Source organism: Pontibacter virosus, from assembly GCF_003096355.1.
GTDB classification, from domain to species: Bacteria; Bacteroidota; Bacteroidia; order Cytophagales; family Hymenobacteraceae; genus Pontibacter; species Pontibacter virosus.
Map to the genome: position 1 here is coordinate 192,404 of NZ_QEKI01000006.1, position 25,581 is coordinate 217,984.

Annotated in this window: 29 protein-coding genes; 22 read left to right on the plus strand and 7 right to left on the minus strand. The window is 51.1% G+C overall.

Annotated elements, in window-relative coordinates:
- Positions 1-16 precede the first annotated feature (16 nt).
- Both C8E01_RS11385 and C8E01_RS11390 read right to left on the minus strand, forming a co-directional pair.
- Positions 17-475, minus strand: a complete 459-nt coding sequence (locus tag C8E01_RS11385; RefSeq protein WP_116543564.1) for a DUF4199 domain-containing protein — start codon at positions 473-475, stop codon at positions 17-19.
- Between the two features lie 63 nt (positions 476-538).
- Positions 539-1,009, minus strand: a complete 471-nt coding sequence (locus tag C8E01_RS11390) for a DUF4199 domain-containing protein (protein ID WP_116543565.1) — start codon at positions 1,007-1,009, stop codon at positions 539-541.
- A gap of 333 nt (positions 1,010-1,342) precedes the next feature.
- On the opposite strand from C8E01_RS11390, the gene C8E01_RS11395 reads away from it, so the two are divergent.
- Complete coding sequence (locus tag C8E01_RS11395) at positions 1,343-2,968, plus strand: ABC-F family ATP-binding cassette domain-containing protein (protein ID WP_116543566.1); 1,626 nt, start codon at positions 1,343-1,345, stop codon at positions 2,966-2,968.
- A 36-nt stretch (positions 2,969-3,004) separates the two neighbouring features.
- Positions 3,005-3,691: a hypothetical protein gene (locus C8E01_RS11400; protein WP_116543567.1), complete on the plus strand. Its 687-nt coding sequence runs from the start codon at positions 3,005-3,007 to the stop codon at positions 3,689-3,691.
- Between the two features lie 75 nt (positions 3,692-3,766).
- On the opposite strand, the gene C8E01_RS11405 is transcribed toward C8E01_RS11400, so the two are convergent.
- Positions 3,767-3,916, minus strand: coding sequence for a lmo0937 family membrane protein (locus C8E01_RS11405; RefSeq protein ID WP_007660460.1), 150 nt, complete (start codon positions 3,914-3,916; stop codon positions 3,767-3,769).
- A 67-nt stretch (positions 3,917-3,983) separates the two neighbouring features.
- Positions 3,984-4,136: a lmo0937 family membrane protein gene (locus C8E01_RS11410; RefSeq protein ID WP_108212983.1), complete on the minus strand. Its 153-nt coding sequence runs from the start codon at positions 4,134-4,136 to the stop codon at positions 3,984-3,986.
- Positions 4,137-4,570: 434 nt separating this feature from the next.
- Here C8E01_RS11410 and C8E01_RS11415 point away from each other — a divergent pair, with 434 nt between their 5' ends.
- Both C8E01_RS11415 and C8E01_RS11420 read left to right on the plus strand, forming a co-directional pair.
- Positions 4,571-5,476, plus strand: a complete 906-nt coding sequence (locus tag C8E01_RS11415; RefSeq protein ID WP_116543568.1) for a 3-hydroxybutyryl-CoA dehydrogenase — start codon at positions 4,571-4,573, stop codon at positions 5,474-5,476.
- A gap of 2 nt (positions 5,477-5,478) precedes the next feature.
- Positions 5,479-5,868, plus strand: a complete 390-nt coding sequence (locus tag C8E01_RS11420) for a VOC family protein (protein ID WP_116543569.1) — start codon at positions 5,479-5,481, stop codon at positions 5,866-5,868.
- A 93-nt stretch (positions 5,869-5,961) separates the two neighbouring features.
- Here the strand turns inward: C8E01_RS11420 and C8E01_RS11425 are convergent, their stop codons facing one another.
- Positions 5,962-6,774 (minus strand): 2,3,4,5-tetrahydropyridine-2,6-dicarboxylate N-succinyltransferase, encoded by an 813-nt coding sequence (locus tag C8E01_RS11425; protein WP_116543570.1) that lies wholly within the window; start codon positions 6,772-6,774, stop codon positions 5,962-5,964.
- 51 nt (positions 6,775-6,825) lie between these two features.
- Here C8E01_RS11425 and C8E01_RS11430 point away from each other — a divergent pair, with 51 nt between their 5' ends.
- The 17 genes from C8E01_RS11430 (at position 6,826) to C8E01_RS11510 (ending at position 22,094) form a co-directional block, all read left to right on the plus strand.
- Complete coding sequence (locus tag C8E01_RS11430) at positions 6,826-7,974, plus strand: glycosyltransferase (RefSeq protein ID WP_116543571.1); 1,149 nt, start codon at positions 6,826-6,828, stop codon at positions 7,972-7,974.
- Positions 7,975-8,041: 67 nt separating this feature from the next.
- The gene (locus C8E01_RS11435) at positions 8,042-9,040 is read left to right on the plus strand and encodes a 3-oxoacyl-ACP synthase III family protein (protein ID WP_207774893.1); all 999 of its coding nucleotides are present in this window, start codon (positions 8,042-8,044) and stop codon (positions 9,038-9,040) included.
- Between the two features lie 252 nt (positions 9,041-9,292).
- Complete coding sequence (locus C8E01_RS11440; protein ID WP_116543572.1) at positions 9,293-9,949, plus strand: metal-dependent transcriptional regulator; 657 nt, start codon at positions 9,293-9,295, stop codon at positions 9,947-9,949.
- Between the two features lies 1 nt (position 9,950).
- On the plus strand, positions 9,951-10,883 hold the full coding sequence (locus tag C8E01_RS11445; RefSeq protein WP_116543573.1) for a metal ABC transporter solute-binding protein, Zn/Mn family: 933 nt from the start codon (positions 9,951-9,953) through the stop codon (positions 10,881-10,883).
- A 12-nt stretch (positions 10,884-10,895) separates the two neighbouring features.
- A complete protein-coding gene (locus tag C8E01_RS11450; protein ID WP_116543574.1) occupies positions 10,896-11,687 on the plus strand; it encodes a metal ABC transporter ATP-binding protein in 792 nt (263 codons plus the stop codon).
- Positions 11,688-11,893: 206 nt separating this feature from the next.
- A complete protein-coding gene (locus tag C8E01_RS11455) occupies positions 11,894-13,177 on the plus strand; it encodes a metal ABC transporter permease (protein ID WP_116543575.1) in 1,284 nt (427 codons plus the stop codon).
- A 337-nt stretch (positions 13,178-13,514) separates the two neighbouring features.
- On the plus strand, positions 13,515-14,393 hold the full coding sequence (locus C8E01_RS11460; protein WP_116543576.1) for a metal ABC transporter permease: 879 nt from the start codon (positions 13,515-13,517) through the stop codon (positions 14,391-14,393).
- Positions 14,394-14,467: 74 nt separating this feature from the next.
- Positions 14,468-15,010 carry a thioredoxin family protein gene (locus C8E01_RS11465; protein WP_116543577.1) on the plus strand — a complete coding sequence of 181 codons (543 nt, stop codon included), beginning with the start codon at positions 14,468-14,470 and terminating at the stop codon, positions 15,008-15,010.
- A gap of 70 nt (positions 15,011-15,080) precedes the next feature.
- On the plus strand, positions 15,081-16,460 hold the full coding sequence (gene mnmE, locus C8E01_RS11470; protein WP_116543578.1) for a tRNA uridine-5-carboxymethylaminomethyl(34) synthesis GTPase MnmE: 1,380 nt from the start codon (positions 15,081-15,083) through the stop codon (positions 16,458-16,460).
- Between the two features lie 238 nt (positions 16,461-16,698).
- Positions 16,699-17,265, plus strand: a complete 567-nt coding sequence (locus C8E01_RS11475; protein ID WP_116543579.1) for a helix-turn-helix domain-containing protein — start codon at positions 16,699-16,701, stop codon at positions 17,263-17,265.
- 22 nt (positions 17,266-17,287) lie between these two features.
- The gene (locus C8E01_RS11480; RefSeq protein ID WP_116543580.1) at positions 17,288-18,412 is read left to right on the plus strand and encodes a site-specific integrase; all 1,125 of its coding nucleotides are present in this window, start codon (positions 17,288-17,290) and stop codon (positions 18,410-18,412) included.
- Between the two features lie 93 nt (positions 18,413-18,505).
- Positions 18,506-18,844 carry a helix-turn-helix domain-containing protein gene (locus tag C8E01_RS11485; protein WP_116543581.1) on the plus strand — a complete coding sequence of 113 codons (339 nt, stop codon included), beginning with the start codon at positions 18,506-18,508 and terminating at the stop codon, positions 18,842-18,844.
- Positions 18,845-19,237: 393 nt separating this feature from the next.
- On the plus strand, positions 19,238-19,450 hold the full coding sequence (locus C8E01_RS11490) for a helix-turn-helix transcriptional regulator (RefSeq protein ID WP_116543582.1): 213 nt from the start codon (positions 19,238-19,240) through the stop codon (positions 19,448-19,450).
- Positions 19,447-19,779 (plus strand): HipA N-terminal domain-containing protein, encoded by a 333-nt coding sequence (locus tag C8E01_RS11495; RefSeq protein ID WP_116543583.1) that lies wholly within the window; start codon positions 19,447-19,449, stop codon positions 19,777-19,779. The genes C8E01_RS11490 and C8E01_RS11495 overlap by 4 nt, the downstream gene beginning before the upstream one ends.
- A complete protein-coding gene (locus C8E01_RS11500; RefSeq protein ID WP_116543584.1) occupies positions 19,776-20,195 on the plus strand; it encodes a hypothetical protein in 420 nt (139 codons plus the stop codon). Before C8E01_RS11495 ends, C8E01_RS11500 begins: the two co-directional genes overlap by 4 nt.
- Before the next feature lie 407 nt (positions 20,196-20,602).
- Complete coding sequence (locus C8E01_RS11505) at positions 20,603-21,073, plus strand: JAB domain-containing protein (RefSeq protein WP_116543585.1); 471 nt, start codon at positions 20,603-20,605, stop codon at positions 21,071-21,073.
- A 76-nt stretch (positions 21,074-21,149) separates the two neighbouring features.
- Complete coding sequence (locus C8E01_RS11510; RefSeq protein WP_116543586.1) at positions 21,150-22,094, plus strand: ArdC family protein; 945 nt, start codon at positions 21,150-21,152, stop codon at positions 22,092-22,094.
- 117 nt (positions 22,095-22,211) lie between these two features.
- Here C8E01_RS11510 and C8E01_RS11515 read toward each other — a convergent pair whose 3' ends face one another.
- Positions 22,212-23,063 (minus strand): DNA/RNA non-specific endonuclease, encoded by an 852-nt coding sequence (locus C8E01_RS11515; RefSeq protein WP_116543686.1) that lies wholly within the window; start codon positions 23,061-23,063, stop codon positions 22,212-22,214.
- 161 nt (positions 23,064-23,224) lie between these two features.
- On the opposite strand from C8E01_RS11515, the gene C8E01_RS11520 reads away from it, so the two are divergent.
- On the plus strand, positions 23,225-23,884 hold the full coding sequence (locus tag C8E01_RS11520) for an SOS response-associated peptidase (RefSeq protein ID WP_116543587.1): 660 nt from the start codon (positions 23,225-23,227) through the stop codon (positions 23,882-23,884).
- Positions 23,885-24,371: 487 nt separating this feature from the next.
- Here C8E01_RS11520 and C8E01_RS11525 read toward each other — a convergent pair whose 3' ends face one another.
- A complete protein-coding gene (locus tag C8E01_RS11525) occupies positions 24,372-25,562 on the minus strand; it encodes a M50 family metallopeptidase (protein WP_116543588.1) in 1,191 nt (396 codons plus the stop codon).
- Positions 25,563-25,581 lie beyond the last annotated feature (19 nt).

Consider the following 25,581-nt stretch of genomic DNA (forward strand, 5'->3'; position numbering starts at 1 on the left):
CAGGATCAAAATTCGATCAAGGACTTCCGGGAACTTTGTGGTCACGCCGCTTGAACCATTGCATGGCAATGAACGAAACCATGAAGCCCGATATCACACCCTCCAGCATCAATACCATAAAAATAACGATACCAGGCGTGATGGCCATTCTGTCACCGAAGAACTGCTCCCCGGCAAGTACTTCTAGCAGCCCGTCATCAAAGGCTTTGATATACACCACCATAAAAACGGCGAATAGCACGGTTGCCAGGGCCGAAGTAATAATGCCTGTTCCCAGTCCCTCGAAATAGCCTATATCGCCTTGCCGCATCTTCTTTAATCCCCGTATGGACAGGGTGACCCCGATTGCCATAATCAGGCCGTTGAGAAAACGTAACTCAATGATCTGCTCCAGGCCGATGAGTTTCATGAGCAAAAAGTAAGCGATCAATGCAAATGCCGTGAACAGGCCGTACTTGAGGCCAATTTTTTCCATGGTGGGATGCTTCGGGTGTTGTTGACTTTGTTAAATTATACGCTGCTTTATTGTACGCTGCAATCAGATACGCTCCGGTACAGTATGATCGGCCCGCTTAAACCACTGCATAGCCACAAAGGCGATGATAAAGCCCGGGATGGTACCATAAATAATGGTCAGCACGAAAAGCGATAGTACCGATAAACTAACCGGGAACAGAGAACTGGTTTGCAGGTTGGCCAGGTATGCCGTGTCAAGAACGGTTACATATAGAACCAGGAAAAGCGCCAGAATAGTAGAAGAAACCACACCAGTGGTAGCACCAATCGCCAGGCCCTGGAAGTAGTTGAGGCTACCACCCTTCGCTTTCTTGAACTGCGAGATAGCGACCGTTATACCTACGATCAGGAAGAGCGCACTCAGGAACGAAAGCTCCACCCTGTCCTGTAAGTTCAGCAAACGCATAATCAGGAAAAAAAGCACGTGCGCTATACCTACGAAAATACCATATTTCAGCGATACCTTTTGATATGTGATTTTTGAAAGTGCCATATGTATACTGTTTTGTTAAGAGTCCTTAGTTTTTTAAAATGAACAGATTAGTAACACGATTGGTTATAAAAAAGAGCTTTTCGTATGCAAAGCTCCCCAAAGCAGGTGCAATCTGCCGTATATAATTAAATCAATATACTAGAGAATGTGGCGTGGCGTTGTGATTTGAACCATAAATTTTTCGGAATACACCCCGAAGCGCTTCATTTAAAAGCAATTAACCCGCACTCTGTAAGCCCTTAGCCTATTGGTTTACAGCAATTTGAAAAAAAGACGGTTTTTATTTCGTAATTTTGCACCGCAATCGTTTCATATACTCATTTTAAGCTATCTATGATCAGCACCAACAATGTAAGCCTGTCTTATGGCAAGCGTACCCTGTTTGAAGACGTTACCATTAAATTTTTGCCCGGCAACTGCTATGGTCTTATCGGAGCCAACGGTGCAGGCAAATCCACATTCCTGAAAATTCTCTCGGGCGAGATTGACCCGAACACTGGCACTGTGGAGATACCAGCCAACGCCCGCCTGGCTGTATTGAAGCAGAACCATTTCGAATACGACGAGTCTCCGGTATTGCAGACCGTTATCATGGGTCACAAGCGCCTGTTTGACATCATGCAGGAGAAGGATGCCATTTATGCCAAAGAAGATTTCTCTGAGGCTGACGGCGTGCGTGCTGCTGAGTTGGAAGGCGAATTCGCTGATTTGGAAGGCTGGAACGCAGAATATGAAGCGGCTGAACTCCTGAGCGGACTTGGCATCACCGAAGACCTGCACTACGCCCTGATGAAAGATCTGAGCGGTAGCGAAAAAGTGCGCGTGCTCCTGGCCCAGGCCCTCTTCGGCAACCCGGACATCCTGCTGCTCGACGAACCAACCAACCACCTGGACGCTGAGTCGATCATGTGGCTGGAGAACTTCCTCGACAATTTCCAGAACACCGTGATCGTGGTATCGCACGACCGCCACTTCCTAGACGCCGTGTGTACGCACGTCGCCGACATCGACTTTGGCAAGATCAAGATGTTTGCCGGTAACTATGGCTTCTGGTACCAGTCAAGCCAGCTGGCCTTGAAGCAGCGCTCTGATGCCAATAAAAAGACAGAGGACAAGCGTAAAGAGCTCGAAGAATTCATTCGCCGATTCAGCGCCAACGCTTCCAAGTCGAAGCAGGCTACTTCGCGTGCCAAGTTACTTGAGAAGCTGACGGTAGAAGACATTCAGCCTTCTTCACGCAAGTACCCTTACATTGCCTTCAAGCCAGAGCGCGAAGCCGGTAACCAGATCCTGCATGTGGAGAACCTGACCAAGTCAATAGACGGCCAGCCGCTTTTCACGAATATTTCTTTTATGATTGATAAAGGAGATAAGATTGCGGTGATCGGTCGTAACGACATTGCCGCTTCTACTTTCTTTAAGATCCTGTTCAACGAAGAGCATCCTGATTCAGGAGATTTCAAGTGGGGAACTACCATTACCGCTTCGTTCTTCCCGAAAGATAACCAGGAGTTCTTCGACACGAACTTGAACCTGGTGGACTGGCTGCGCCAATACTCTGTGGAGAAAGACGAAAGCTTTATCCGCGGTTTCCTGGGCCGCATGCTGTTCTCAGGCGAAGAGTCGCTCAAGAAGGCCAACGTACTGTCAGGTGGTGAGAAAGTGCGTTGTATGTTCTCGCGTATGATGCTGCAGTCCGGTAACGTGCTGGTGTTCGACGAGCCAACCAACCACCTCGACCTCGAGTCGATCACGGCGCTCAACAACTCCCTGCGCGATTTCGATGGCACCATCCTGTTCTCTTCACATGACTTACAGTTTGTGGACACGATTGCTAATCGCATCATCGAGCTTACGCCACGTGGTATCATCGACAAGCGCATGGGTTACGAAGAATACCTGTCTGATGAAACCATCAAAGAGCTGCGCAAGAAAATGTACGCCACAGCCAAGGTATAGCGTATATACCAGCGACAACCTGTAAAAAAGCAAGATATGCCGCTACGCTATCGCTACAAAATACTGGTACTGTCCCTGTGCTGCCTGTTGGGTGGCACAGCGGCCATGGCCCAAATTGAACCTGACACGGTGCGCCGCAAACGCGAACTGCCCACAGGTCCTACTGTGGAACCACAGCAACAACGACAACCCCGCGTTACGCAACCCCAGCCGCAGTCAGAAGTGATTCGCCCGCAAGTGGTACGCCCTGGTGAGGAAGCCCCACAAGCGCTGATCGACCGTATGTTCTGGGGTGGTAGCTTTGGCCTGCAATTCGGCACCTTTACCAACGTGTCGCTTCTACCTGTAATTGGCTATCGGGCTACCGAAACGTTTTGGCTAGGTATAGGTGGTGTGTACCACTACAGAAGGTTCAGAGGTGAGAGCATGCACAATTACGGCGGCCGCATCTTCGCGCAGCAACAGATTTTTGAAAATTTCTTGATCCATGGTGAGTTCGAGCAGCTGAGCGTGGAGCTTCCTTTAATGAACTACAACACCGGTGTATACGAATTCAGCAGGCGCTTTATAGGTATACCTATGGCTGGGCTGGGCTACAGACAGCGAATTGGCGAACGTGGTGCTGCAGACATTCTGTTGCTTTACAACTTTAATGACTCTAATGCCTCCCCCTACTCAAATCCAGTCATCAGAGCGGGCTTTAGCTTTCCATTCAGAAAGTAGGCTGAAGCGCAAAGGTATAAACAAAAAAAGGCTGCAAATCTCTTTGCAGCCTTTTCTATTTTCAAAGTAATGATATTAGCCCCGTATGAGTCGTAAAAGAACTACGATCACGGCGATCACCAATAAGATGTGAATCAATCCACCAACAGCATCAGGGAATCCTAAGAATCCGATCAGCCAAAAGATTACTAGCACAACGGCTATGATATACAATAAATTTCCCATAGTTTTAAATATTTTAATTTCGAAAATAAAGTCTGATATCCTATCTAACGTAGTTCCGCTATATAGGTTAAGCACTTCTTATTAGTCGCAGCAACACTGCGATAACAGCTAGTACTAATAGTACGTGGATAATCCCACCTACGGCATCAGGAAACCCAAGGAATCCGATCAGCCAAAAGATCACTAGCACGACGGCTATGATATACAGTAAATTTCCCATAGTTGTTTAGTTTTATTTCTCCTTTTCAATGCGTTGAAAGCAAAACCGTCTGTCTGGCTTTCAAAACAGATCAACTGACCTGCTTTGCATTTTTTTGTTTTAAGCTTTTTACGAGCCCTATACTTTAAAGGATTTATATAATCGCATTTTTTTGTATACTTTACTATAATATTGTAAAAGTCAGGTATAAGAGCAATCGTAAAACAGGCCCTTATTTATTTGATTTACAGCCTGAACGCAACTTATCTCACAATTAGAATTGGCTAATATAATTTTGTATAGAATATTAACTATACCTAGTACCACTCAGGGGATGCCCTGTATCAAAAGGGCTTACAAAATTAAAGTATTCCAAGAGAAAAGTTTTTAAAACCGATGTTTGCCTGATTTCTGTTAGCTTTGTAATGGATTTTTAACTACACGCATATAGCTCTATGAAAAAAATAGCAGTCATTGGTTCGGGCACTATGGGCAACGGTATTGCCCACGTTTTTGCCCAAAATGGTTTCTCTGTTTCCTTGGTTGACATTTCAGAAGAAGCGCTGAATAAGGCACTCGCCACTATTACTAAAAACCTCGACCGCATCATGGCCAAAGGCAACCTGACGGAAGAGCAGAAAGGCCAGACGCTGGATCGCATCACCACTTATACCGATATGAAGCAGGGTGTGCAGGAAGCGGACCTGATCGTGGAGGCGGCCACCGAAAATGTGGATTTGAAACTGAAAATATTCAAGGATCTGGATGCCTTTGCCAAACCAGAGGCCATACTGGCGAGCAATACCTCCTCTATCTCTATTACCAAAATCGCTTCGGTGACCAACCGTCCTGACAAGGTAATCGGCATGCACTTCATGAACCCGGTGCCGGTAATGAAACTGGTTGAGATCATTCGCGGCTACTCAACATCCGACGAAGTGACCAGCCAGGTAATGGACATGTCGCTTCAACTTGGCAAAGTGCCGACCGAATGTAACGACTACCCGGGCTTTGTGGCTAACCGCATTTTGATGCCGATGATCAACGAGGCTATTTACTCCTTATATGAAGGCGTGGCCGGCGTAGAAGAGATCGACACGATCATGAAGCTCGGTATGGCGCACCCGATGGGGCCGCTGCAACTCGCCGACTTCATTGGCCTGGACGTTTGCCTTTCAATCCTGAACGTGCTGCACGAAGGCTTTGGCAATCCGAAATACGCCCCATGCCCACTGTTGGTGAACATGGTACAGGCCGGTCATAAAGGAGTGAAGTCAGGACAGGGATTCTATACCTGGATACCAGGCTCGAAAGAACTTGTCGTGGCGGATCGATTCAAGAAAAAGTATTTTGCGCAATAAGGATGGCACAGACCTTTAATGTTGTAGGCTGGTTCGAGATACCGGTGACTGATATGCCACGGGCCATTCGTTTTTATGAATCCGTGCTGGGCTATACCTTGCACTACCAGCCGATGGGCGAGGAAGAGATGGCCTGGTTTCCCTGGTCAAATGAAGGCCCCGGCGCTCCTGGTGCTTTGGTGAAGAGCGAAAAGCACTACACTCCTTCGGCTGAAGGCACATTGGTGTACTTCTCCTCTCCTTCCGGCGATCTGGCCAACGAACTCGCGAAGGTAGAAAAGGCAGGCGGAAAACTGCTGCAGGACAAAACCCTCATAGCAGAGGAAATCGGTTTTATGGCACTGTTACTGGACACTGAAGGCAACCGGGTTGCTTTGCACTCCAGAGGCTAGGCTATACCTTGAGATTAGCTTATACCTTAAAAAAGAAATCCCCCTGTCCAACCGGCAGGGGGATTTTCAGTTAAATAAAGGGAAGTATAAAAATTAGACCGCTACTGCATTTTCTCGGAGCGCATCGTTGAGCGAAGTCTTCAGGTCGGTGCTTTCCTTGCGCTGGCCGATGATGAGGGCACATGGCACCTGGAATTCACCTGCCGGGAATTTCTTGGTATAGGAACCAGGTATAACCACGGCACGCGGCGGCACATAGCCTCTGTACTCTTTCGGCTCGCTACCCGTCACGTCAATGATCTTGGAACTGCCCGTGATCGTTACGCCTGCACCAATCACCGCTTCCTTGCCAATGCGGCAACCTTCTACCAGAATGCTGCGCGATCCGATAAAGGCACCATCCTCAATAATGGTAGGGGCTGCCTGCACTGGCTCCAGCACGCCACCCAGACCAACGCCGCCGCTCAGGTGCACGTGCTTGCCCACCTGTGCACAGCTGCCTACAGTCGCCCAGGTATCCACCATCGTGCCCTCGTCTACGTAAGCGCCGATGTTCACGTAAGAGGGCATCATGATCACACCTTTGGCGAGGTAAGCACCATAGCGCGCCACAGCATGCGGTACTACGCGCACACCCAACTGTGCATAGTTCGTTTTGAGCGCAATCTTGTCATGAAACTCAAACGGACCCACCTCAATCGTCTTCATCGCCTGGATCGGGAAGTACATAAGCACCGCCTTCTTCACCCACTGGTTTACCTGCCAATCATCCCCAACGGGTTCTGCCACGCGCAAACGGCCTTTGTCCAACTCTTCTATCACGGCACGAACCGCTTCTATTGTGTTATGTTCTTTCAGCAAGTCACGGTTTTCCCAGGCCTGCTCTATTATTTGCTGTAATGCCATGCTATTTTTCGTTTTTAGAGAATCAATGCGTAAAAGTATTAAATTTAGGCGATGTCTGAAAAGAGAATCCTGCTGGCCTCGCTGCTAAAGCCCATAAATGACACCCGGCTCTACGAAAAGCTGGGTCTGTCACTTAGCAAAATTTCAGGAGTGAGCATCCACATAACAGGCTATGAAGCGCCTATACCTGCCGAAGCGCCTGCCAACATGCATTTCCACCCTATCTTCCGGTTCAGCAGGCTCAGTGCCGGACGCATAGCCGCTCAGCGTGCTCATTACCGTCTACTGCAACACATTCAACCACATATGGTTATTGTGAGCACACACGAACTGCTGCTGCCTACCCTGCTATACAAAGCCAGGTATAGCAACGTCCGGATAGTATACGACATTCAGGAAAACTATAGCCTTAACCTGCGCGCGCAGCACAACTACAGCTGGCCGCTCAAACACCTGCTGGCGCTGAGCATTCGCACCATTGAAAAGATGACAGCCGGTAGTATCGATCACTTTCTTTTGGCCGAGCGCAGCTATGCCGAAGAACTACCTTTTTTGGGCGATCGCTATACCTTTATAGAGAACAAGTACAAAGCCCATCAGGAACTGTCAGCCCTTGCTACGCCTGTTAGCTTACCAACTACGGGTACGCTCCGCCTGCTCTACAGCGGCACTATTGCAGAAGAATACGGTGTCTGGGAAGCAATTGAATCGGCAAAACAGCTGCAGGCTATTCGGCCTGCGTCAAAACTTACTATTATCGGGTACTGTGCCAACAGCGATACCTTGGCAAAGCTCCGACAGGCTTGCCTGGCGCTCCCTTTCGTAGAACTGATCGGTGGCGATAAGCTGGTGCCGCACCGGGATATATTGCAGCAAATAGAGAAAAGCCACATTGGACTGTTGCCTTACCGACCCAATGCCAGCACCTTTCGCTGCATCCCGACGAAGCTCTATGAGTACATGGCACATGGGCTGCCAATCATGATCCAGGAAAACCCGCTGTGGCAAGGCATAGTTGCGGGAAACGATGCCGGACGTGCCGTTGACTTTAGACGAATTAACATAGAAACCCTTTACCATGAGTTGAGTACCACCAACTTCTACAAACATGGTATACCTAATGCTATTTATTGGGAAAGCGAAGAAGAAAAACTGCTGCAGATCATCATACCGTTGCTTTCTCAAGTACAGGAAAAGTAAAAAATTATTTTTAGACGAATCTAAATTTAGACAGAATCAGTATATTTGTAAAGCTAAACCTTATATTATGCGAAACTCAAAGATAGCTGGCGTTGGCCATTACGTACCTGAAAAGGTAGTCACCAATTTTGACCTGGAGAAAATCATGGAAACCTCAGATGAATGGATCCGGGAGCGAACAGGTATACAGGAGCGTCGCTATTTCCAGGAAGGTGTAGACACGACTTCCAATATGGGAGCCAAAGCCTCTATGAAAGCGCTGGAAATGGCCGGTTTGAAACCAGAGGATGTGGACATGATCGTGTTCGCCACGCTCAGCCCGGACTATGTGTTTCCAGGTTCCGGTGTGTTGATGCAGCGCGAAATGGGCCTGAAAGAAATTCCTGCGCTGGACGTGCGCAACCAGTGCTCCGGCTTCGTGTATGCCCTATCAGTGGCTGACCAGTTCATCAAAACCGGTATGTACGACAATATCCTGGTGGTAGGCTCAGAGATCCACTCCAATGGCCTGGACTTCTCAACTCGTGGCCGAAACGTGTCAGTGATATTTGGCGACGGCGCTGGTGCGGTGGTGCTCACCCCTTCTGAAAGCACTGAACGTGGCATTCTATCCACGCACCTGCACGCCGATGGCGAGTTTGCCGAAGAACTGGCCGTGATCGACCCGGGCAGTACCAAAAAGGACCGCCTGACTCACGAGATGATCGACGAAGGCACCGTTTACCCTTACATGAACGGTAACCAGGTGTTCAAGCATGCCGTGACGCGCTTCCCGGAAGTGATTGAAGAAGCACTTAATAAGAATGGCTATAAATCAACTGATGTTGACATGCTTATACCGCATCAGGCCAACCTTCGCATTACCTCTTACATTCAGCAGAAGATGGGTCTGCCAGTTGAAAAAGTGATGAGCAACATCCACAAGTATGGCAACACCACGGCTGCTTCCGTACCAATCGCGCTGAGTGAGGCCGTGCAGGAAGGACGCATCAAAGAGGGTGACCTGGTATGTATGGCAGCCTTCGGCTCCGGCTTCACCTGGGCCTCTGCCCTCATCCGTTGGTAAATTTTTAGTTAAGCGATTGTGTTAGGGAATTGTTAAATTGTTAATTGTTTTATCGAGCGATATAATTTTTGAAAGTAGAAGGTAAGAAAAGGTAGATGTAAAGCTGTAGGGCCAGGTCGCGACCTGGCCGAATCGTGCACAGATAATCATGCGGAGAGCCCTCTCCGAATCGTGCACCAAACAATTTAACCCTCAACAATTTAACAATTCACTAACTCACTCAATCACTCATTCACTCAATCTTTTAACCGCGTGCACAGCTTTACTGAAGAGAACTACATCAAGGCTATTTACAAGCTATCGGATGGCGGCACCCGCGAGGTGAACACCAATGCGATAGCCGATGCGCTGGATACCAAGGCGGCCTCCGTGACGGATATGCTGCGCAAGCTGAGCGCCAAAGGTATAGCCGACTATGTCAAATATCGGGGCGTGACCCTAACAGAGCGCGGCGAGCGGGTAGCTTTGCAGATCATTCGCAAACACAGGTTGTGGGAGGTATTCCTGGTGGAGAAGCTGAAATTCAACTGGGACGAAGTGCATGAGATGGCCGAGGAACTGGAGCACATCAACTCTGATCTGCTTATCCGGCGGCTAGACGAATTCCTTGGCTATCCAAAGTTTGACCCCCACGGCGACCCGATTCCGACGGAAAACGGCGAGATGAACACCAAACAGCAGCGCCTGCTGGCAGAACTGGAAGTGAACAGTTCAGGCACGGTGGTAGGCGTTAACGACTCCCAGCCGCTCTTCCTGCAGTATCTGGACAAGATGGGAATATTCCTGGGCGCTAAGATTAAAGTAATAGACAAGATCCCGTACGACAACTCATTGGAGATCAATTTGGAAAACAAGAAGAACATGGTTGTATCCAGTGAAGTGGCACGTAATATTTTCCTGTCCGCTTAGTATGAAAGCAACTGCTTTTTATCTGTGCCTATTGCTGGCCATGCTGCTAGGAACAGCCTGTACGCAGGTAGACTCCCGAGGCGAAGTGCCGGCCGGAGAGCGGATGCGCATTGTAACCACGACAGGTATACTGAAAGATGCTGTTGTGAACATTGTGGGTGACGCGGCCGATGTAGAAGCGATTATGGGCAGCGGTGTGGATCCGCACCTTTACAAGGCGACCCAGGGTGACCTGAACAAGCTGACGGAAGCAGATGTGATCATTTACAACGGCCTGCGCCTGGAGGGCAAAATGGGCGAAGTGCTGGAAAAGCTGAGCCGCTATAAAACTGTGCTGCCGGCTACAGCAGGTATACCGCAAACGCATCTGTTAAGCTCTGCCGATTATGCTGACAGCCACGACCCGCACGTGTGGTTTGATGTTTCACTCTGGATGGAGGTAGTCGGGCACCTGAGCAGCGAACTACAAAAAAAAGACCCGCAGAACGCCAAGGTATACCAGGAGCAAACGACAGTGTATTTGCGCGAACTATCAGCACTGCACAACGAAACCAAGTCGGCCATCGCATCCATACCTGAGCAGCAGCGCATCCTGATCACAGCGCACGATGCCTTCGGCTACTACGGTAAGGCTTATGGCATAGCGGTGCGCGGACTACAGGGCATCTCCACCCTATCCGAGTTCGGACTGCAGGATGTGTCTTCGCTCGTTAAGTATATTGTAAGCAACAAGATCAAAGCAGTATTTGTCGAATCTTCGGTATCACCTAAAGCCATAGAGGCGGTGGTGCAGGGCTGTAGCAAACGAGGCCATACGGTATTGATAGGCGGCACACTCTACTCCGATGCCATGGGCGAAGAAGGAACACCGGAAGGCACCTACGTTGGCATGGTACGCCACAACACAAGCACGATTGTAACTTCCTTAAAATAAGAAGGCTAACATATGATACTTCAAGTAGATAATCCAGTAGTAGAAGTACACGACCTGACAGTAAGTTACGACCGCAAACCCGTGCTGTGGGGCATCGACCTCACCCTGCCAGCCGGTGCGCTGGTGGGTGTGATCGGCCCGAACGGGGCAGGCAAATCTACCCTGATCAAGGCGATGATGAACCTGCTGCCGGTGAGCAGCGGCTACGTGCGCATTTTCGATCAGCCCCTAAAGCAGGTATACAGCCGCATCAGCTATGTGCCCCAACGCGAGTCAGTGGACTGGGATTTTCCGGCCTCCGTATTTGATGTGGTGCTTATGGGCAGGTATGGCCAGTTGGGCTTGTTTAAGCGTCCACGCAAAGCAGACCAGGATGCTGCCATGGAAGCCCTTGAGAAAGTAGGAATGCAAAGCTTTGCCAACCGACAGATTTCCCAGCTTTCCGGCGGACAGCAGCAGCGGGTTTTTCTGGCGCGGGCACTGGCTCAGAATGCCGACGTCTACTTTATGGATGAGCCTTTCGCAGGCGTCGACATTGCCACCGAAACCGCCATCATCCAGTTGCTTCGCCTGATGCGTGACGAGGGCAAGACCGTGATCGTGGTGCACCACGACCTACAGTCCGCCTCCGAGTACTTCGATTGGGTGGTGCTGCTGAACATGCGCCTGGTAGCCTCCGGCCCTACCGAACAGGTTCTGAACCAGGAACTACTGGAGCAGACCTACGGCGGCAAGCTAACTCTACTCAGCAAAGTGGGTGACCTCCTCCGCAAACAGGAATTCCCGGCGAGGGAGAAAAGCTAAATTGTTAAATTGTTGAAGGTTAAATTGTTAATTGTTTTTATCGAGCGATGCGATCTTACAAAAGTAAAAAGTATAAAAAGGTAGATGTGTATCCCGTAGGATGGGATCGCGACCTGGCCAATTATACCCCAAATAAAATCAACCATTTAACAGTTTAACAATTCAGCCATCAACCATATAACCATCAACAATTAGCAATTAAACACATGCAGGACTTCCTAGAGTTTTTCTCGTTTACGGATGCCAACATTCGGTACGTGACGCTGGGCTCGGTGCTCTTGGCTGCGAGTTCGGCGGTGGTGGGCTGTTTTACGCTGCTGCGCAAGCGGGCGCTGGTAGGTGATGCGGTGGCACATGCCGTACTGCCGGGTGTCTGTCTTGCTTTCATCCTGTCAGGCACCAAAAATCCGTTCATCCTGCTGATCGGTGCTTTTGTAACAGGCTGGCTTTCCCTGGTAGTGATCGACTACATTACCTCCCGCTCCCGCATCAAAGAAGACACAGCCATTGGATTAGTGCTTTCCGTTTTTTTCGGAATCGGAATTCTTCTTCTCACCGCTATTCAGCAGACAGGTAACGCCGCCCAGAGCGGACTCGACAAGTTTTTGTTCGGCAGTGCGGCATCCCTTATCGGAGAAGATCTGATCGCATTTGGGGTGGTTGCCGTGCTACTCCTGGTTGCCGTAGTGCTGTTTTACAAAGAACTCACGCTGCTCTGTTTCGATCAGGCCTATGCCCGTACCATCGGTTTTCCGGTCCGGGGACTAGAGTTGCTGCTCACCACCCTCACAGTGTTTGCTGTTGTGGTAGGTATACAGGCTGTAGGAGTTGTGCTGATGGCCGCCATGCTGATCACGCCAGCTGCAGCGGCCCGCTTCTGGACGGAAGACTTGAAGGTGATGCTGGTGCTCGCTGCTCTGATAGGCGCTTTCTCAGGTATAGCAGGCGCATTTGTTTCCTACACCGCCCCTTCCATGCCGACCGGACCCTGGATCGTGCTGATCGTGTCGATGATCGCGATCCTGTCTTTTGCCCTGGCTCCCGGTCGTGGTTGGGTGGCCCGCATCCTGCGGCAGCGGCGCAACAAAACACGCATCCTGGAGGAAAACCTGCTCAAGTTGCTTTACCAGCTTGGCGAACTCCGGCAGGACTACGGCAGCGCCCGCAGTCTGGATGAATTGCTCGAGCGGCGCAACATACCGAAACAAGAAGCCCTAAGTGGATTGCAGAAGTTAAAGAGACAAGGCTACCTCCAGAAGGAAAATCAGCGCTGGCTGCTGACTCCGGAAGGTGAGAAACGCGGCCGTCGAGTAGTGCGCCTCCACCGCCTCTGGGAGCTATACCTGACACAATACCTGCACCTGGCCTCCGACCACGTGCACGAAGACGCCGAAACGATCGAGCACATCATTACTCCGGAACTGGAACAGCGCCTCATCGAGGAACTTAATTACCCCGACCTCGACCCGCATAGCGCCAGGATACCTTAAGTGAGTGAGTGATGGAGTGGTTGAGTGATTTTGAGAGTTAGCAATAGGAAGTTAAGAAGTAAAATGTAGCGACGTGATACTGTAACGGCGAGTTGAAGTTGCAGATAGTTTTTAGCTAGGTATAAAACATAACAACTTATAGGGACAAGTCGCGACCTGTCCGAATCGTGCACAACTTATTTGTTTGAATCAGGATTTGCAGGATTAAAGAGGGCCCCTACCCCCACGGATTTACAAGATTATTAGAAACAATTGTTCATAAAATCAATCCTGAAAATTTTAAAATCATAAAAAAATCGTTCAACCACTCCACCACTAAATCACTAAATCAAAAAGCATGAACGCATTCTGGATCATATTGACGGGTAGTTTGGTAGCGACGTGCTGCAGTCTGTTGGGTTGTTTCCTGATACTGCGGCGTATGGCCATGGTGGGCGATGCTATTTCCCATGCGGTGTTACCGGGTATCGTGGTCGCGTTTATGTTCACGGGCTCCCGCGATACAGTGCCGATGCTGATAGGGGCCGGACTACTGGGTGTACTCACCACTTTTCTGATCGAGTTCTTTCACCGCTTTGCACGTGTACAGGCCGATGCAGCTATCGGTGTCACGTTTACCTGGCTCTTTGCCATTGGCATCATCCTTATTTCCGTATTTGCAGGACAGGTGGATCTGGACCAGGACTGCGTGCTGTACGGCGAAATTGCCTATGTGCCGCTCGACCTCATCATCATCGATGGCGGCCTGAGCATGGGTCCGCGCACTGTCTGGATGCTGGCGGTAGTGACCCTGCTGATCGGCGCTTTCATAGTGCTGGGGTATAAGGAGCTTTTCCTGACTACCTTTGATCCGGCCTTCGCGGCTGCCATCGGCATCTCCACTACCCTTTGGTATTACCTATTGATGGGCGCGGTGTCGCTCACAACGGTAGCTTCCTTTGAGTCAGTTGGGGCGATTCTTGTGGTGGCTTTCCTGGTTGCCCCTCCTGCCACGGCATACCTGCTAACCGACGATTTTAAGACGATGCTAGGAATATCAGTAGCCTTGGGCATCATTGCCTCTTTTGCAGGTTACTACCTGGCGGTATGGCTCGATGGATCCATCGCCGGGGCTATCGCTACCGTGACAGGTATAGAGTTCCTGATGGCTTTCCTTTTCTCGCCAACGCATGGCAGATTGCGCAGACAGAAACGTGTGCAGACAGTAGGACACTAAACTGAATACTATACCCTTAAGATGAATATATCCAAAGTAGTGCTTTAAGCGTTTTGATTCAAAGAAAATCCACCATGCTAAAGAAAACTTTCCTGCTGCCTTTGCTCATTTTAATGCTGTTGGCTTCCAGCTATACCTGGCATAAGAGTACACCAGTTGATAAGCCAAGCCAGAAAGGAGCCAAAATCAACTGGATTAGCATAGAAGAAGCTGCAGAGAAGATCAAAAAGCAACCCCGTAAAGTAGTCATTGATGTGTACACCGACTGGTGCGGCTGGTGCAAAAAGATGGACAAATCTACTTTTAGCGACCCTGCTGTGGTGGCCTATATTAATAAAAACTACTATGCCGTGAAGCTTGATGCTGAGGGCAAGACCCCGATCACGCTAAACGGCCATACCTATACCTTCAAAGAACAGTACCGGGCACACGAACTGGCGGTGGCGTTGCTACAGGGACAGATGAGCTATCCGACCACCGTTTACCTGGATGAGAAATTCAACATGCTCACGCCCGTTCCCGGCTATATCGATGCTTCTACCTTCCGCCAGATTCTAACCTATTTCGGGGACAATCACCACAAGTCTAAAACCTGGGAAGAATATACCAAAAAGTAGGATTGGCAAATGTTTGGTGCAGAATGCCTTATAAATCCGTAATTTTGAGCTTTAAAACACCTGCTATACCTTGATTCATCAGTTTTTACATACCGATACCATTGCCGCTGTCGCCACGGCGCCCGGTATAGGCGCTATTGCGGTTATCCGGCTCTCGGGACCAGGGGCCATTACAATCACCAATTCTGTTTTCAAAGGCAAAGACCTGACGGAGCAGGCCAGCCATACCATCCATTTCGGCACGATCCGCGAGGGCAATAAGATCATCGATGAAGTGCTGGTTTCGCTGTTTGTGGCGCCTCACTCCTATACCAAAGAGAATGTGGTGGAAATCTCCTGCCACGGCTCTGACTTTATTGTGCAGCAGATCATGCAGCTGCTCCTGAAGAAAGGCGCTCGTCTAGCCAACGCCGGCGAGTTTACAAAGCGTGCCTTCCTCAACGGACAGTTTGACCTGGCACAGGCTGAGGCAGTGGCCGACCTGATCGCTTCCGATTCTGCCCTTTCGCATGAAGTAGCCATGAAACAGATGCGCGGTGGTTTTTCACAGGAGATCAAACGATTAAGGGCCGAACTGGTGCATTTCGCTTCGATGATCGAGCTGGAGTTGGACTTTGGCGAAGAAGATGTGGAGTTTGCCGACCGTGACCAATTGCGCACCCTGATCCTGAATATACAGCAGATCATACGCGAGCTGCTCAAATCATTTGAGCTGGGCAATGTGATCAAGAACGGCGTTCCGACTGTGATCGTGGGCAAGCCCAATGCGGGCAAGTCTACCCTGCTCAACAAACTGCTCAACGATGAGAAAGCCATCGTATCGGATGTACCGGGTACGACCCGCGACTTCATCGAAGATGAGATCAACATTGGGGGTGTCACATTTCGTTTCATCGATACGGCCGGTCTCCGCGAAACCACGGATAAGGTAGAAGCAATTGGTGTAGAACGTACTCATCAGAAACTGAGTCAGTCTTCGCTTATTATTTATTTGTTCGATGTGACCGACACGACGCCGGCAGAACTACAGTCTGAACTGGAAGTGCTCAACCCTAAAAAACTGCCATTCCTGCCTGTCGCCAACAAAATAGACCGGGCCACACCTGAGAAGCTAGCCGAATTTGCAGGTATAGAGGGGTTGGTGAAGATCTCCGCTGCGGAGGGCGCACACCTGGAAGACCTGAAACAGGCGTTGGTAGACAAAGTGAACTTGGGCAAACTCAACACACAGCAGCAGACCATCGTGACCAACCTGCGCCACGTCGACAGCCTAAACAAAACCTACGAGGCCTTGGATGATGTGCTCAACGGCATTGGTCTGGGTATGAGCGGCGACTTGGTGGCAGCCGATATACGCCGGGCACTTTACAGCCTGGGTATGATCACGGGTGAGATCACAAATGATGATTTGCTGGATAATATTTTTACAAAGTTCTGCATCGGCAAGTAGATTCTCAAAATAAGTCAATATCAAAATAAAGCAAAAGCCTGATTATGATTGATAATCAGGCTTTTTTGCGTCTATACCTGTTTGTTAATCAAAATTGATATTCTTAAATTTATAGTACTGTTGTACCTCGTTCGTACCCAAATTACAGTATTTGTACCCCACTACTGAAATCGGGGGAGATTATTTGACTTATTTAACACTAATGATACTTAAATAACTCTAACTGCCCTTATCAGCCATGAGTTCTAACATCAGAATACAGCGTATTTGCCAGCAATGCGGACAGGAGTTCACCGCCAGAACGACCGTCACCCAATACTGCGGCGACAACTGTGCCAAGCGCGCTTATAAAGCCAGGAAGAAGGCCGGCAAAGTGGAGGCCAGCAACAGGGAAACAGAGCGCATCCGGAATAAGCCATTGGAGGACATCAAGGCAAAGGAGTTTCTGACCATCCGTGATACGGCCCTCCTGATCAACTGCAGCAGGCAAACGGTTTATAACCTGATCAAGGGCAATATCCTTCCCGCCGCTCAGCTGTCTGCCCGCAAAACCATCATCAAGCGGGCTGACATTGACAAACTGTTCCAGCTTACACCTCTGGCCCAAACGGCGGGGCAGCTCGCGCCACCCGCTTTCAACCCTGCCGAATGCTATACCCTGACACAGGTTCAGCAACAGTACAGAATCTCTGAAAAGGCGCTGTATGACCTGATCATACGGCACAACATACCGAAGTACCGGCAGGGCATTTATGCCTATGTCCCCAAAAAACCGATTGATGTACTCCTGGGCCCTATTTTATGATTTAAACCAAATTCCCGCTATCATGACAAAAGTAGCCTTACGACGCAAGCCGATCTCTAAAGAAAGGCTCTCGCTTTACCTCGACTTTTACCCCCCTATTCCCCACCCCGATACGGGCAAGCTGACCCGACGGGAGTTCTTGGGGCTTTTCCTGTTTGAAAAGCCCAAAACGCAGCTGGAGAAGCACCACAACAAAGAAACGCAGGCCCTTGCTACTAATATTTGTGCGCAACGGCAGCTGGCGATACAAAATCTGAACTTTGGATTCCTCGCCAAAGAAAAGCAAAAAATCACGCTGCTCGATTATTACAGGAAAGAGGCTGCCAGACACAATGGCTCTAACGGACAGGTGTGGCAAAGTTCACTGCTTTACATGCAGGACTTCTTCTCTGAAGGGCAGAAATTATTTGAGCTGACCGTCGCCGACTGTAACGCCTACAAAGACTTTCTGCTCCACGCCAAAAGCCAGCGTTGCAAAAGGAAAGCGAAGATCTCCCGCAACACGGCGGTCTCCTATTTCATTAAGTTTAAATCGACTCTTAAAAAGGCCTACAGAGAGGATCTTCTCAAATCAGACCTGAACACAAAAGTGTCCGCCATCGAGCCAGCTGAGACAAAACGGGAATTTCTCACCCTGGAGGAGCTGCAGGCGCTGTACGGAACGGACTGCCCCCTGCCTGTCCTGAAGAAAGCAGCCATTTTCTCCGCCTTAACAGGCCTTCGCTTTTCAGATATCAAAAAGCTCACCTGGCGTGAAGTGCAACACAGCCAGGCAGAAGGCTACTACCTGCAGTTCAGGCAGCAAAAAACCCAGGGAGTGGAGCTGCTTCCCATTTCTGAAGAAGCCCTACAGCTATTAGGAGAGCGCGGATTGCCTGACACCCTGGTTTTTGATGGGCTGGAATATTCTGCCCAAAACAACAACCTTTTGCGCGATTGGGTTAAGACTGCCGGCATCACCAAATACATCACCTTCCACTGTTTCAGGCACACCTATGCCACCCTTCAACTTTCCCACGGAACCGACATCTACACCGTGTCCAAGCTCCTCGGGCACCGGGAGCTGAAAACGACGCAGATCTATGCGAAGGTGATCGACCGATCCAAGCGGGAGGCGGCTAATCGTATTACACTGAAGATAACATGATTACCGACTGCTACTTAAAGACTTACACGAAATAAATAACACAGTCAATCCTATCAATTTTGTGCTTCATCCCTCATTATAAAGAAAACAGATATGGAAAATTTAACTTTTGAAAAACTCCCTCAGGCCGTCAGTGAACTGCATAACAAGCTAAGCCGCATAGAGCAACTCCTTCTGGAGAGGCAGGGCCCGGAAAAGGAGGAGGAAATGTTCACCGTCGCGCAGGCTGCAGCGTTTCTCAAGATTTCCGTGGGCACGGTTTACCTCAAAGTCAGTAGCAGGGAAATCCCGGTCAACAAAAGGGGGAAACGCCTTTATTTTTACAAGTCTGAGTTGGAGGAGTGGGTAAAAGGGGGCAGAAAGAAAACGGTGTCAGAGTTACAGCAGGAAGCACAGCAGTATGCCGGAAAGGGCACCAGGCACAGGCGGTAAAGCAACAGGTCGGGCAGTCCCAAATTAAAGTTAAAGTATTGTCAGTAGCATCCAGTGATCCATTGCTCGAGCAGCATCCATTTTTGACGGGCAAAAGGACAAAAGTGAAAGGATCGATCCAGCATACTTAGGGTAACCTTTACTATGTTTCATGGACAGCTTGCTTGTATAAACAATGAGTAAAGCGTGCAGTCCTCTCGCAAAAACGCGTCAGGTGCATATAGGCCAAATCGACTGTCTGCCACTGCATAGCCCCCTTTAGTATTATAGCTTCCCTGCTCCAGTATGCTATACCTTACCAGGAACAGGCCTTCTATGATTCCTCACCATTATACCTGATCAGGTATAATGGATTCTAACTAAATTATCTTTATACCCGATAAGGTATAAAGCATGTCACTAAACGAATTTGTAAAGGAGCGGCGGAAGGCAGCCGGGCTCACCCAGCCTGAGCTGGCAGCAAAGGCCGGCGTGGGTCTCCGTTTCGTACGCGACCTGGAGCAGGGGAAGGAGAGCCTGCGCCTGGACAAGGTGAACCAGGTGCTGCAGCTCTTTGGCTATCAGGGCGGCGCGTTGCCCATCAACCGAAACGAATTGCTCCCATGAGAAAGGCAGAAGTCAAATACCAGGATAAAACAGCCGGCTGGCTCACACAGGATGAGGCCGGGTATCATTTCAGCTATGACGCGGCCTACCTCCGCTCAAAAAACCCGGAGCCCATCAGCCTGACCCTTCCCCTGCGGGAGAAGCCTTACACCGACCGGGTGCTGTTCCCTTTCTTCGACGGGCTGATACCGGAGGGCTGGCTGCTGGACATAGCCGAAAAGAACTGGAAACTGAACCCCAGGGACCGGATGGGGCTGCTGCTGGCCTGTTGCAAGGACTGCATCGGCGCTGTAAGCATTCACCCTGTGACAAAGGAGGATAATTCATGAACAGATGCCTATACTGTTACCAGCCCTTACCGGGAGGCGAAGTAGATTTCCATCAGAGGTGTAGCAAAAAACTCTTTGATCAGGCTACCCCTCCCTTCCTGCCCTACACCGAAGAACAGATGGAGGAGCTGGCAAGGCAGACAATACGGAGCCAGATCGCGGTGACCGGCGTGCAGCCCCAGGCTAACCGTGGCGTCTACACCTCATACTGCCTTGGACACGGTGGCAATCGCACCGGCCAAGAGGTAGATCAGGCACATGGTCACGATCCTAGCGTCGCCGCAACCGCGAATCAGCGCTTCTACCTTGGCGTTGACAGGCCCTTTGAGGATCAGGAAGGCAGCGACAATGCCGACCACCACGGCAACCGGCGAAGACAGGGCGTAAAAATCCTGCAGCCAGATACCCGCCCCTAAAAAAGTAAGTACAAATATCAAAAGGGGACCAAAGCGATTCCCCCGCCCTTTTGCATTCTATTCATGCGTTCTAAAATAGAAATAACAGTTTTTTAACTCCTGCTGGGGGAAGCCAATGGCGACACCTGTCCCATTGGAAAACACTGCCCGCTGGCAGCACATGCCCCCTTAGCACTCTATTAAATCCCATTCCCCGAATCTCTTCAAAGCTAAGATCCAACGTCACATGATTTGCCGCAAAGGTAGCCTTGCGGTCCGGACACGGGAGCAAGGTAGTGCCAACAAAATGGGTATCCACCTGCGGCGGACCCTCCGCATTTTCCCGGCCTCCACCTTGCCCTTAGTCCGGCGCCGAAGGCAGCGGGGGCACCATAATCAATTTCCTCACACTTAAAAGATCAACGATTATGGAAAAGCACATCAACACCTCCGCCTTCACCAGAGCAGCCGAAATCAAGCTCACCTACCGCAACAAAATCGCACCCGCAGAAAGACCGCAGGTCACCTCCTCCACCGACTGTTACCAGGTGCTCAAACAAAGTTGGGACCCAGGTAAGCTCGAGTTTGTAGAGCAGTTCAAGGTATTGCTCCTAAGCAGGGCCAACCGGGTGCTGGGCATCTACGAGGTCTCCACCGGGGGCGTCTCGGGCACCGTGGCAGACCCCAAGCTTATCTTTGCAGCCGCCCTCAAAGCCTGCGCCTCGGGCATCATCCTCTCCCACAACCACCCCTCGGGCAACCTCAAGCCCAGCGCGGCGGACCTGCAGCTCACCAAAAAGATGAAGGCAGGCGGGGAGCTGCTCGACATCGCCGTCCTCGACCACATCATCCTCACCAGCGAGGGCTATTACTCCCTGGCAGACGAGGGGCTCATGTAGCCCCTCTTTCTTTGGCAGGAGCCGGGAACGGCTCCTGCCCCCTTCCATTCTATCTCATCAATTAAAATCTAATCCTATGAACGCCTATCAGAAATTCAACCACCTGGCCGAACAGGTGACCAATGAAATCATTGCTGAACTACAGAAGGGAAAAGTCATCTGGCAAAAGCCCTGGAGCTCATACGGACTTCCCAAGAACTACGCCTCCGGCCGCCCCTACGAGGGCTTCAACGCCTTTTACCTCCACCACGTCACGGAGAAAAACAACTACACGGCGCCATACTTTCTCACGTTTAGGCAGGCCCAAGAGATGGGCGGCCGCGTCCGGAAGGGTCAGAAAGGCAATCCCATCGTCTACTGGAAGATCTATGAGGCGAAAGAGCAGGAGCAGCCAGCAGATCAGGATGTGGCCCGTAAAGAGAAGAACAGCAAAAAATTTGTCCCCTTCCTCTGGACCGTGTTCAACATCGACCAGGTGGAGGGCGTGGACTTCCACCTCCCCGAAAAGCTCAGGCGATCCGGCCAGCAGCTCATCGAGGCCTGCCAGCGCGTGGTGGACGGCTTCCCCTCCCCGCGCCCACGGATCCTGCACGGCGGCTCGCAGGCCTGGTATGCCCCGGGCACGGACACGGTGCAGGTACCGGAGCCTAAACGCTTCCTCTCCCCCGAGGCCTTCCACGCCACCCTCTACCACGAGCTGATCCACGCCACCGGCCACCACGCTCGTCTCAACCGCTTCAACCGGGATGAAACGCCGGCCCGCTTCGGGGACGAGGCCTACAGCAAAGAGGAGCTCATCGCCGAGATGGGCGCCAGCTTCCTCTGCGCCCACACCGGCATCCGGAAGGCAGTCTTCCAGAACTCGGTAGCCTACCTGCAGGGCTGGATCAGCCGGTTCCGGGAGGACAAGACGATGCTCATCTACGCCGGCACCCGGGCTTTCAAAGCGGCCGGTTATATTCTCAGCCTCCAGGCCAAAGCCGATGAAGAAGCGCTTCCTGCAGAGCAAGCGGCTGCGTAAGCAGCGCGAAGGGCTGTCAATTCAATGGTAGCCCTTCGCGCCCGCTCCAATCAAGGGCTGATACCCCGGGGGAAGCAGGAGTCAATACTAAATCCACAGGCCACCCGTTCCGGCATATTACCTGGTAGGCCCCGTGTCCACACGTGCCTCGAGCACGGCTTCAATCTGGTCAGGAAGCGCGGAAAGCAGATCATAACCCGTCTCCCGCTCAATGGCATCGACCGTAGTGCGGTAGGTGCCCCAGTCCGCCAGCACCTGGTTCGTGTTGGGCGTGTTGACGGCGATAATCCTGGTATTGGCAGTGATACGCTGCAGGTCGTCCTCCCCTTCCTCGAGCACTACCAGCACTTTCCAGATCATGGCGGGCACGGCAACCCGGCCCTTGTCGATGGTCGTAGCCGCTCCGTTGCTGCCCGTGCCGCCTATACCGTAACTGCCCATGATCACGTACACCTCCATCCCCTGCCGAACCAGGTCCCGGGTGTAGTCCTCCAGGCTGGCCCAAGTAACGCGGTTGTGGTTTGGAGCCTGTGGGATCATGTTAGTCATCAGGAAAGTGGCCGAATTGTCTTCCACCGTTCTGGTGCGGTCGGCCGATGGGATGTTGTGCCCCCGGTCGAAGCCCGAGCCAGTGTAGGCCGAGGGCCCGACCCGGTACCAGCCCGCGGGCAGCGTCGCGTCCGCACGGAAATCATCCTGTCGCAGGGCGTTTCCCACCCAGTGCCGGCTCACGTGCCAGCTCACCCAATTGGGCGTGCCCCGCTCCCGGTTATATGAGAACACGTACTGGTCTTTGACCATCAGGAAATTGGCGGGGTCCGTCCCGTCGGCTGTGGCCTGGCTCGGGTTACCCAGCGCCACATGCGCGCTTATTGGGGTGTAGATGGGCTGTTGCGGGATTACCTCCGTCTCCTTACACCCAGCAAGGACTAAAACAGCAGCTAAAACAAGATAGAAACGGTTCCTCATAAGCATATGCATCAGACAAAAAAGGCATGATCTGTCCTACGGCAAAACAGGTGCGGCGACAATTATTGCCCTCAAATTAATTGTTAGGCTGGCAGGATGAAAGCGTTTATACGTAAAGTGGAAGAGTAAAATAGGAAGTGGAACCCATAAGCATCAACACCATGTGCGGAAGATATTCTGTCCTACCCAAAGCCAAGGGCAAATCACGCGCCGCCAAACTCCTGGCCAAAGCATTGAAAGAGGCGTACTACAATGCGGCACCTTCCCAGGAGTTGCCCGTGATCACCAACTACCAGCCGGCTACCGTGCAGTTCTTTTCATGGGGCTTGCAGCCTTTCTGGTCAAAGGACGCCAGAGCCGTGAAACGCTCCATCAATGCCCGCGCGGAGACGATCACTGAAAAACCCTCCTTCCGCCACCTGCTCACCTCCAAGCGCTGCCTGGTGCCGGCCGACGGTTTCTTTGAATGGCAGCTCACCCGGCAAGGCAAAGTACCTTATCGTTTCCTCCTGAAAAACGAGGAGCTATTCTCCTTTGCCGGTCTGTGGGATGAGTGGGTGGATCAGCACACCGGGGAGGTGCTGCACACTTTTACCATCATTACCACGGAAGCCAATGAAGTGGTCAAACCCATTCATGACCGCATGCCGGTCATCCTCTCCCCCGAAGCCGAGGGGCTGTGGCTGGACACACACGGAACGCAGGAGGAACTGTTAGCACTGCTGAAGCCTTTCGAAGGGGCTCAGATGAAGACATACCCGGTCTCTACGCTCGTCAACTCTCCCACCAACAATACGCCGGAGGTTATCAACTCGCTTTAAGGCAAGTTCATACTCTAGGACTTATCCCAAAATAGGCAACCCTTCACAGGAAGAACTTGCAGCGTGTCCGCCTAAAGCGAAACCAGAAAATACCAGGTCTTTCCTTCCTACGTGCTGTACGGTCACAAATTGGACTGTGTGATGCAAACACGCTCCCTGTTCACCTCACAGGTGAAAGTCTACGCTTTCGACGAGCGCCTCCTGGATCTGGACGACTTTAATCCGTCATGCTGTACTCCTAGGCTTGGGAAAACAAGCTCACAGCCACGCATTGGATGGGGGGCCCGCTTTACTTGTACGTGGCCCCACCAAGGATTTGGCAAAGGTACCTAACAAGCTGGTCGGGAAATCCAGTCAGGCAAAGGGGCCCGGTAAATCATGCTCATATCCAGCCGGAGAAGCAGTGCTATAGGAGGACAAAAACACGCATCCGAACAGGGACAAGTCAGGAATCGGGTAAGGCCAGATCCATGTAAAACGATGGTTGTTAGGCCGTCATCTCCTGTTCAGCTAAGTGCGTTTCCGCCTCTTTTATCAGGTCATCAATCAGGTGCGTACCCGGATCTGCTAGTTTTGACTTCCTGAACTGTTGCAAGGCATCTCTGTACGCTTGCCTGTCCAGGTGGTAGATGCCCAGGTTCCGATACCCGTACGCGTGATCTGCCTCCAGCTCAAAGGAGCGCCTGATGTCCTGAAGACCTTCCCCCTCCCGGCCACACTTCAGCTTTGCCAGCCCCCGGTTACTGTAGGCGTTAGCAAAAGAAACATCCACTTCGATCACCTTGTCGAACAGCACAACCGCTTCCTGGTAGCGTCCGAGCAAATGAAGAGTATAAGCCATGTTATGCAGCGTGTATTTATTCGTGGGATCAAGCTGAAGTGATTGTTCAAAATAAGGCAACCCTTCCTCGTGCATCCCCAATTGGGAACAGACCAGGCCCGCATTTCCATAGTCGTTGGAATTCAGTTTGTAGCAGGCGCTGAACCGCTCGATGAGTTCCCGAGCCGCTTCGTAGTGACCTAGCTGCAGGCAGCACGAAACAGCCGCCCGATACGCTTGCTCATCCTGCAGTCCCTCTTGCAGCATGCCCGTAAAAAGCCTTGCCGCTGCTGCATAGGCTCCTTGATTATAAGCGTCTACCGCCCTATCATACGCTTTGGGCAAACGCCTGCCAAGCAAGAGTTGCTTCAGCCTGTAGCCATCGTTATAGGCAACGCTTCCATCATAAAGCAATATGGGCGTGCTGCTTGGCACCAGGTTCACCACCAAGTCCAGTAAAGCGCAGCCCAGAAAGACCAGGCAAATCAGTTTGACAGCGCCGTGCAGCTCCAATGCGAAAGTAAGGTAGCATGCCGTCAGGGCAATTAAAGTAGAAGCAAGCGGCCCAGCCAGCACAATCAGCAGCTGTCTGGTGACAGAGAGATCCCGGGCAGAGATAACACAGAGACCGGATTGCCAGGAAAAGAAGTTATACCTGAACCAGATTTCCAACAGACCGGCATTCATCCGAAGCCCCTTCCGTTGATCCCCATAGGACCCTACATACACCGTCACTTTCTGCCTGGTGAGCAGCAGGGCCGTCAGCGCATGTCCCAGCTCATGTAAAAGTGCCGTGAATGGTCTGACCAGCAGGACCAGCGCAGCCAGCAACAGGGTTACAATGGTAGCAATACTCATTAGCTTCGTGTTTGTTTTA

Coding starts and splice junctions, on each gene's coding strand:
- C8E01_RS11385 (WP_116543564.1), bottom strand. CDS start 475: ATGGAAAAAATTGGCCTCAAGTACGGCCTGTTCACGGCATTTGCATTG.
- C8E01_RS11390 (WP_116543565.1), bottom strand. CDS start 1,009: ATGGCACTTTCAAAAATCACATATCAAAAGGTATCGCTGAAATATGGT.
- C8E01_RS11395 (WP_116543566.1), top strand. CDS start 1,343: ATGATCAGCACCAACAATGTAAGCCTGTCTTATGGCAAGCGTACCCTG.
- C8E01_RS11400 (WP_116543567.1), top strand. CDS start 3,005: ATGCCGCTACGCTATCGCTACAAAATACTGGTACTGTCCCTGTGCTGC.
- C8E01_RS11405 (WP_007660460.1), bottom strand. CDS start 3,916: ATGGGAAATTTATTGTATATCATAGCCGTTGTGCTAGTAATCTTTTGG.
- C8E01_RS11410 (WP_108212983.1), bottom strand. CDS start 4,136: ATGGGAAATTTACTGTATATCATAGCCGTCGTGCTAGTGATCTTTTGG.
- C8E01_RS11415 (WP_116543568.1), top strand. CDS start 4,571: ATGAAAAAAATAGCAGTCATTGGTTCGGGCACTATGGGCAACGGTATT.
- C8E01_RS11420 (WP_116543569.1), top strand. CDS start 5,479: ATGGCACAGACCTTTAATGTTGTAGGCTGGTTCGAGATACCGGTGACT.
- C8E01_RS11425 (WP_116543570.1), bottom strand. CDS start 6,774: ATGGCATTACAGCAAATAATAGAGCAGGCCTGGGAAAACCGTGACTTG.
- C8E01_RS11430 (WP_116543571.1), top strand. CDS start 6,826: ATGTCTGAAAAGAGAATCCTGCTGGCCTCGCTGCTAAAGCCCATAAAT.
- C8E01_RS11435 (WP_207774893.1), top strand. CDS start 8,042: ATGCGAAACTCAAAGATAGCTGGCGTTGGCCATTACGTACCTGAAAAG.
- C8E01_RS11445 (WP_116543573.1), top strand. CDS start 9,951: ATGAAAGCAACTGCTTTTTATCTGTGCCTATTGCTGGCCATGCTGCTA.
- C8E01_RS11450 (WP_116543574.1), top strand. CDS start 10,896: ATGATACTTCAAGTAGATAATCCAGTAGTAGAAGTACACGACCTGACA.
- C8E01_RS11455 (WP_116543575.1), top strand. CDS start 11,894: ATGCAGGACTTCCTAGAGTTTTTCTCGTTTACGGATGCCAACATTCGG.
- C8E01_RS11460 (WP_116543576.1), top strand. CDS start 13,515: ATGAACGCATTCTGGATCATATTGACGGGTAGTTTGGTAGCGACGTGC.
- C8E01_RS11465 (WP_116543577.1), top strand. CDS start 14,468: ATGCTAAAGAAAACTTTCCTGCTGCCTTTGCTCATTTTAATGCTGTTG.
- C8E01_RS11475 (WP_116543579.1), top strand. CDS start 16,699: ATGAGTTCTAACATCAGAATACAGCGTATTTGCCAGCAATGCGGACAG.
- C8E01_RS11480 (WP_116543580.1), top strand. CDS start 17,288: ATGACAAAAGTAGCCTTACGACGCAAGCCGATCTCTAAAGAAAGGCTC.
- C8E01_RS11485 (WP_116543581.1), top strand. CDS start 18,506: ATGGAAAATTTAACTTTTGAAAAACTCCCTCAGGCCGTCAGTGAACTG.
- C8E01_RS11490 (WP_116543582.1), top strand. CDS start 19,238: ATGTCACTAAACGAATTTGTAAAGGAGCGGCGGAAGGCAGCCGGGCTC.
- C8E01_RS11495 (WP_116543583.1), top strand. CDS start 19,447: ATGAGAAAGGCAGAAGTCAAATACCAGGATAAAACAGCCGGCTGGCTC.
- C8E01_RS11500 (WP_116543584.1), top strand. CDS start 19,776: ATGAACAGATGCCTATACTGTTACCAGCCCTTACCGGGAGGCGAAGTA.
- C8E01_RS11505 (WP_116543585.1), top strand. CDS start 20,603: ATGGAAAAGCACATCAACACCTCCGCCTTCACCAGAGCAGCCGAAATC.
- C8E01_RS11510 (WP_116543586.1), top strand. CDS start 21,150: ATGAACGCCTATCAGAAATTCAACCACCTGGCCGAACAGGTGACCAAT.
- C8E01_RS11515 (WP_116543686.1), bottom strand. CDS start 23,063: ATGAGGAACCGTTTCTATCTTGTTTTAGCTGCTGTTTTAGTCCTTGCT.
- C8E01_RS11520 (WP_116543587.1), top strand. CDS start 23,225: ATGTGCGGAAGATATTCTGTCCTACCCAAAGCCAAGGGCAAATCACGC.
- C8E01_RS11525 (WP_116543588.1), bottom strand. CDS start 25,562: ATGAGTATTGCTACCATTGTAACCCTGTTGCTGGCTGCGCTGGTCCTG.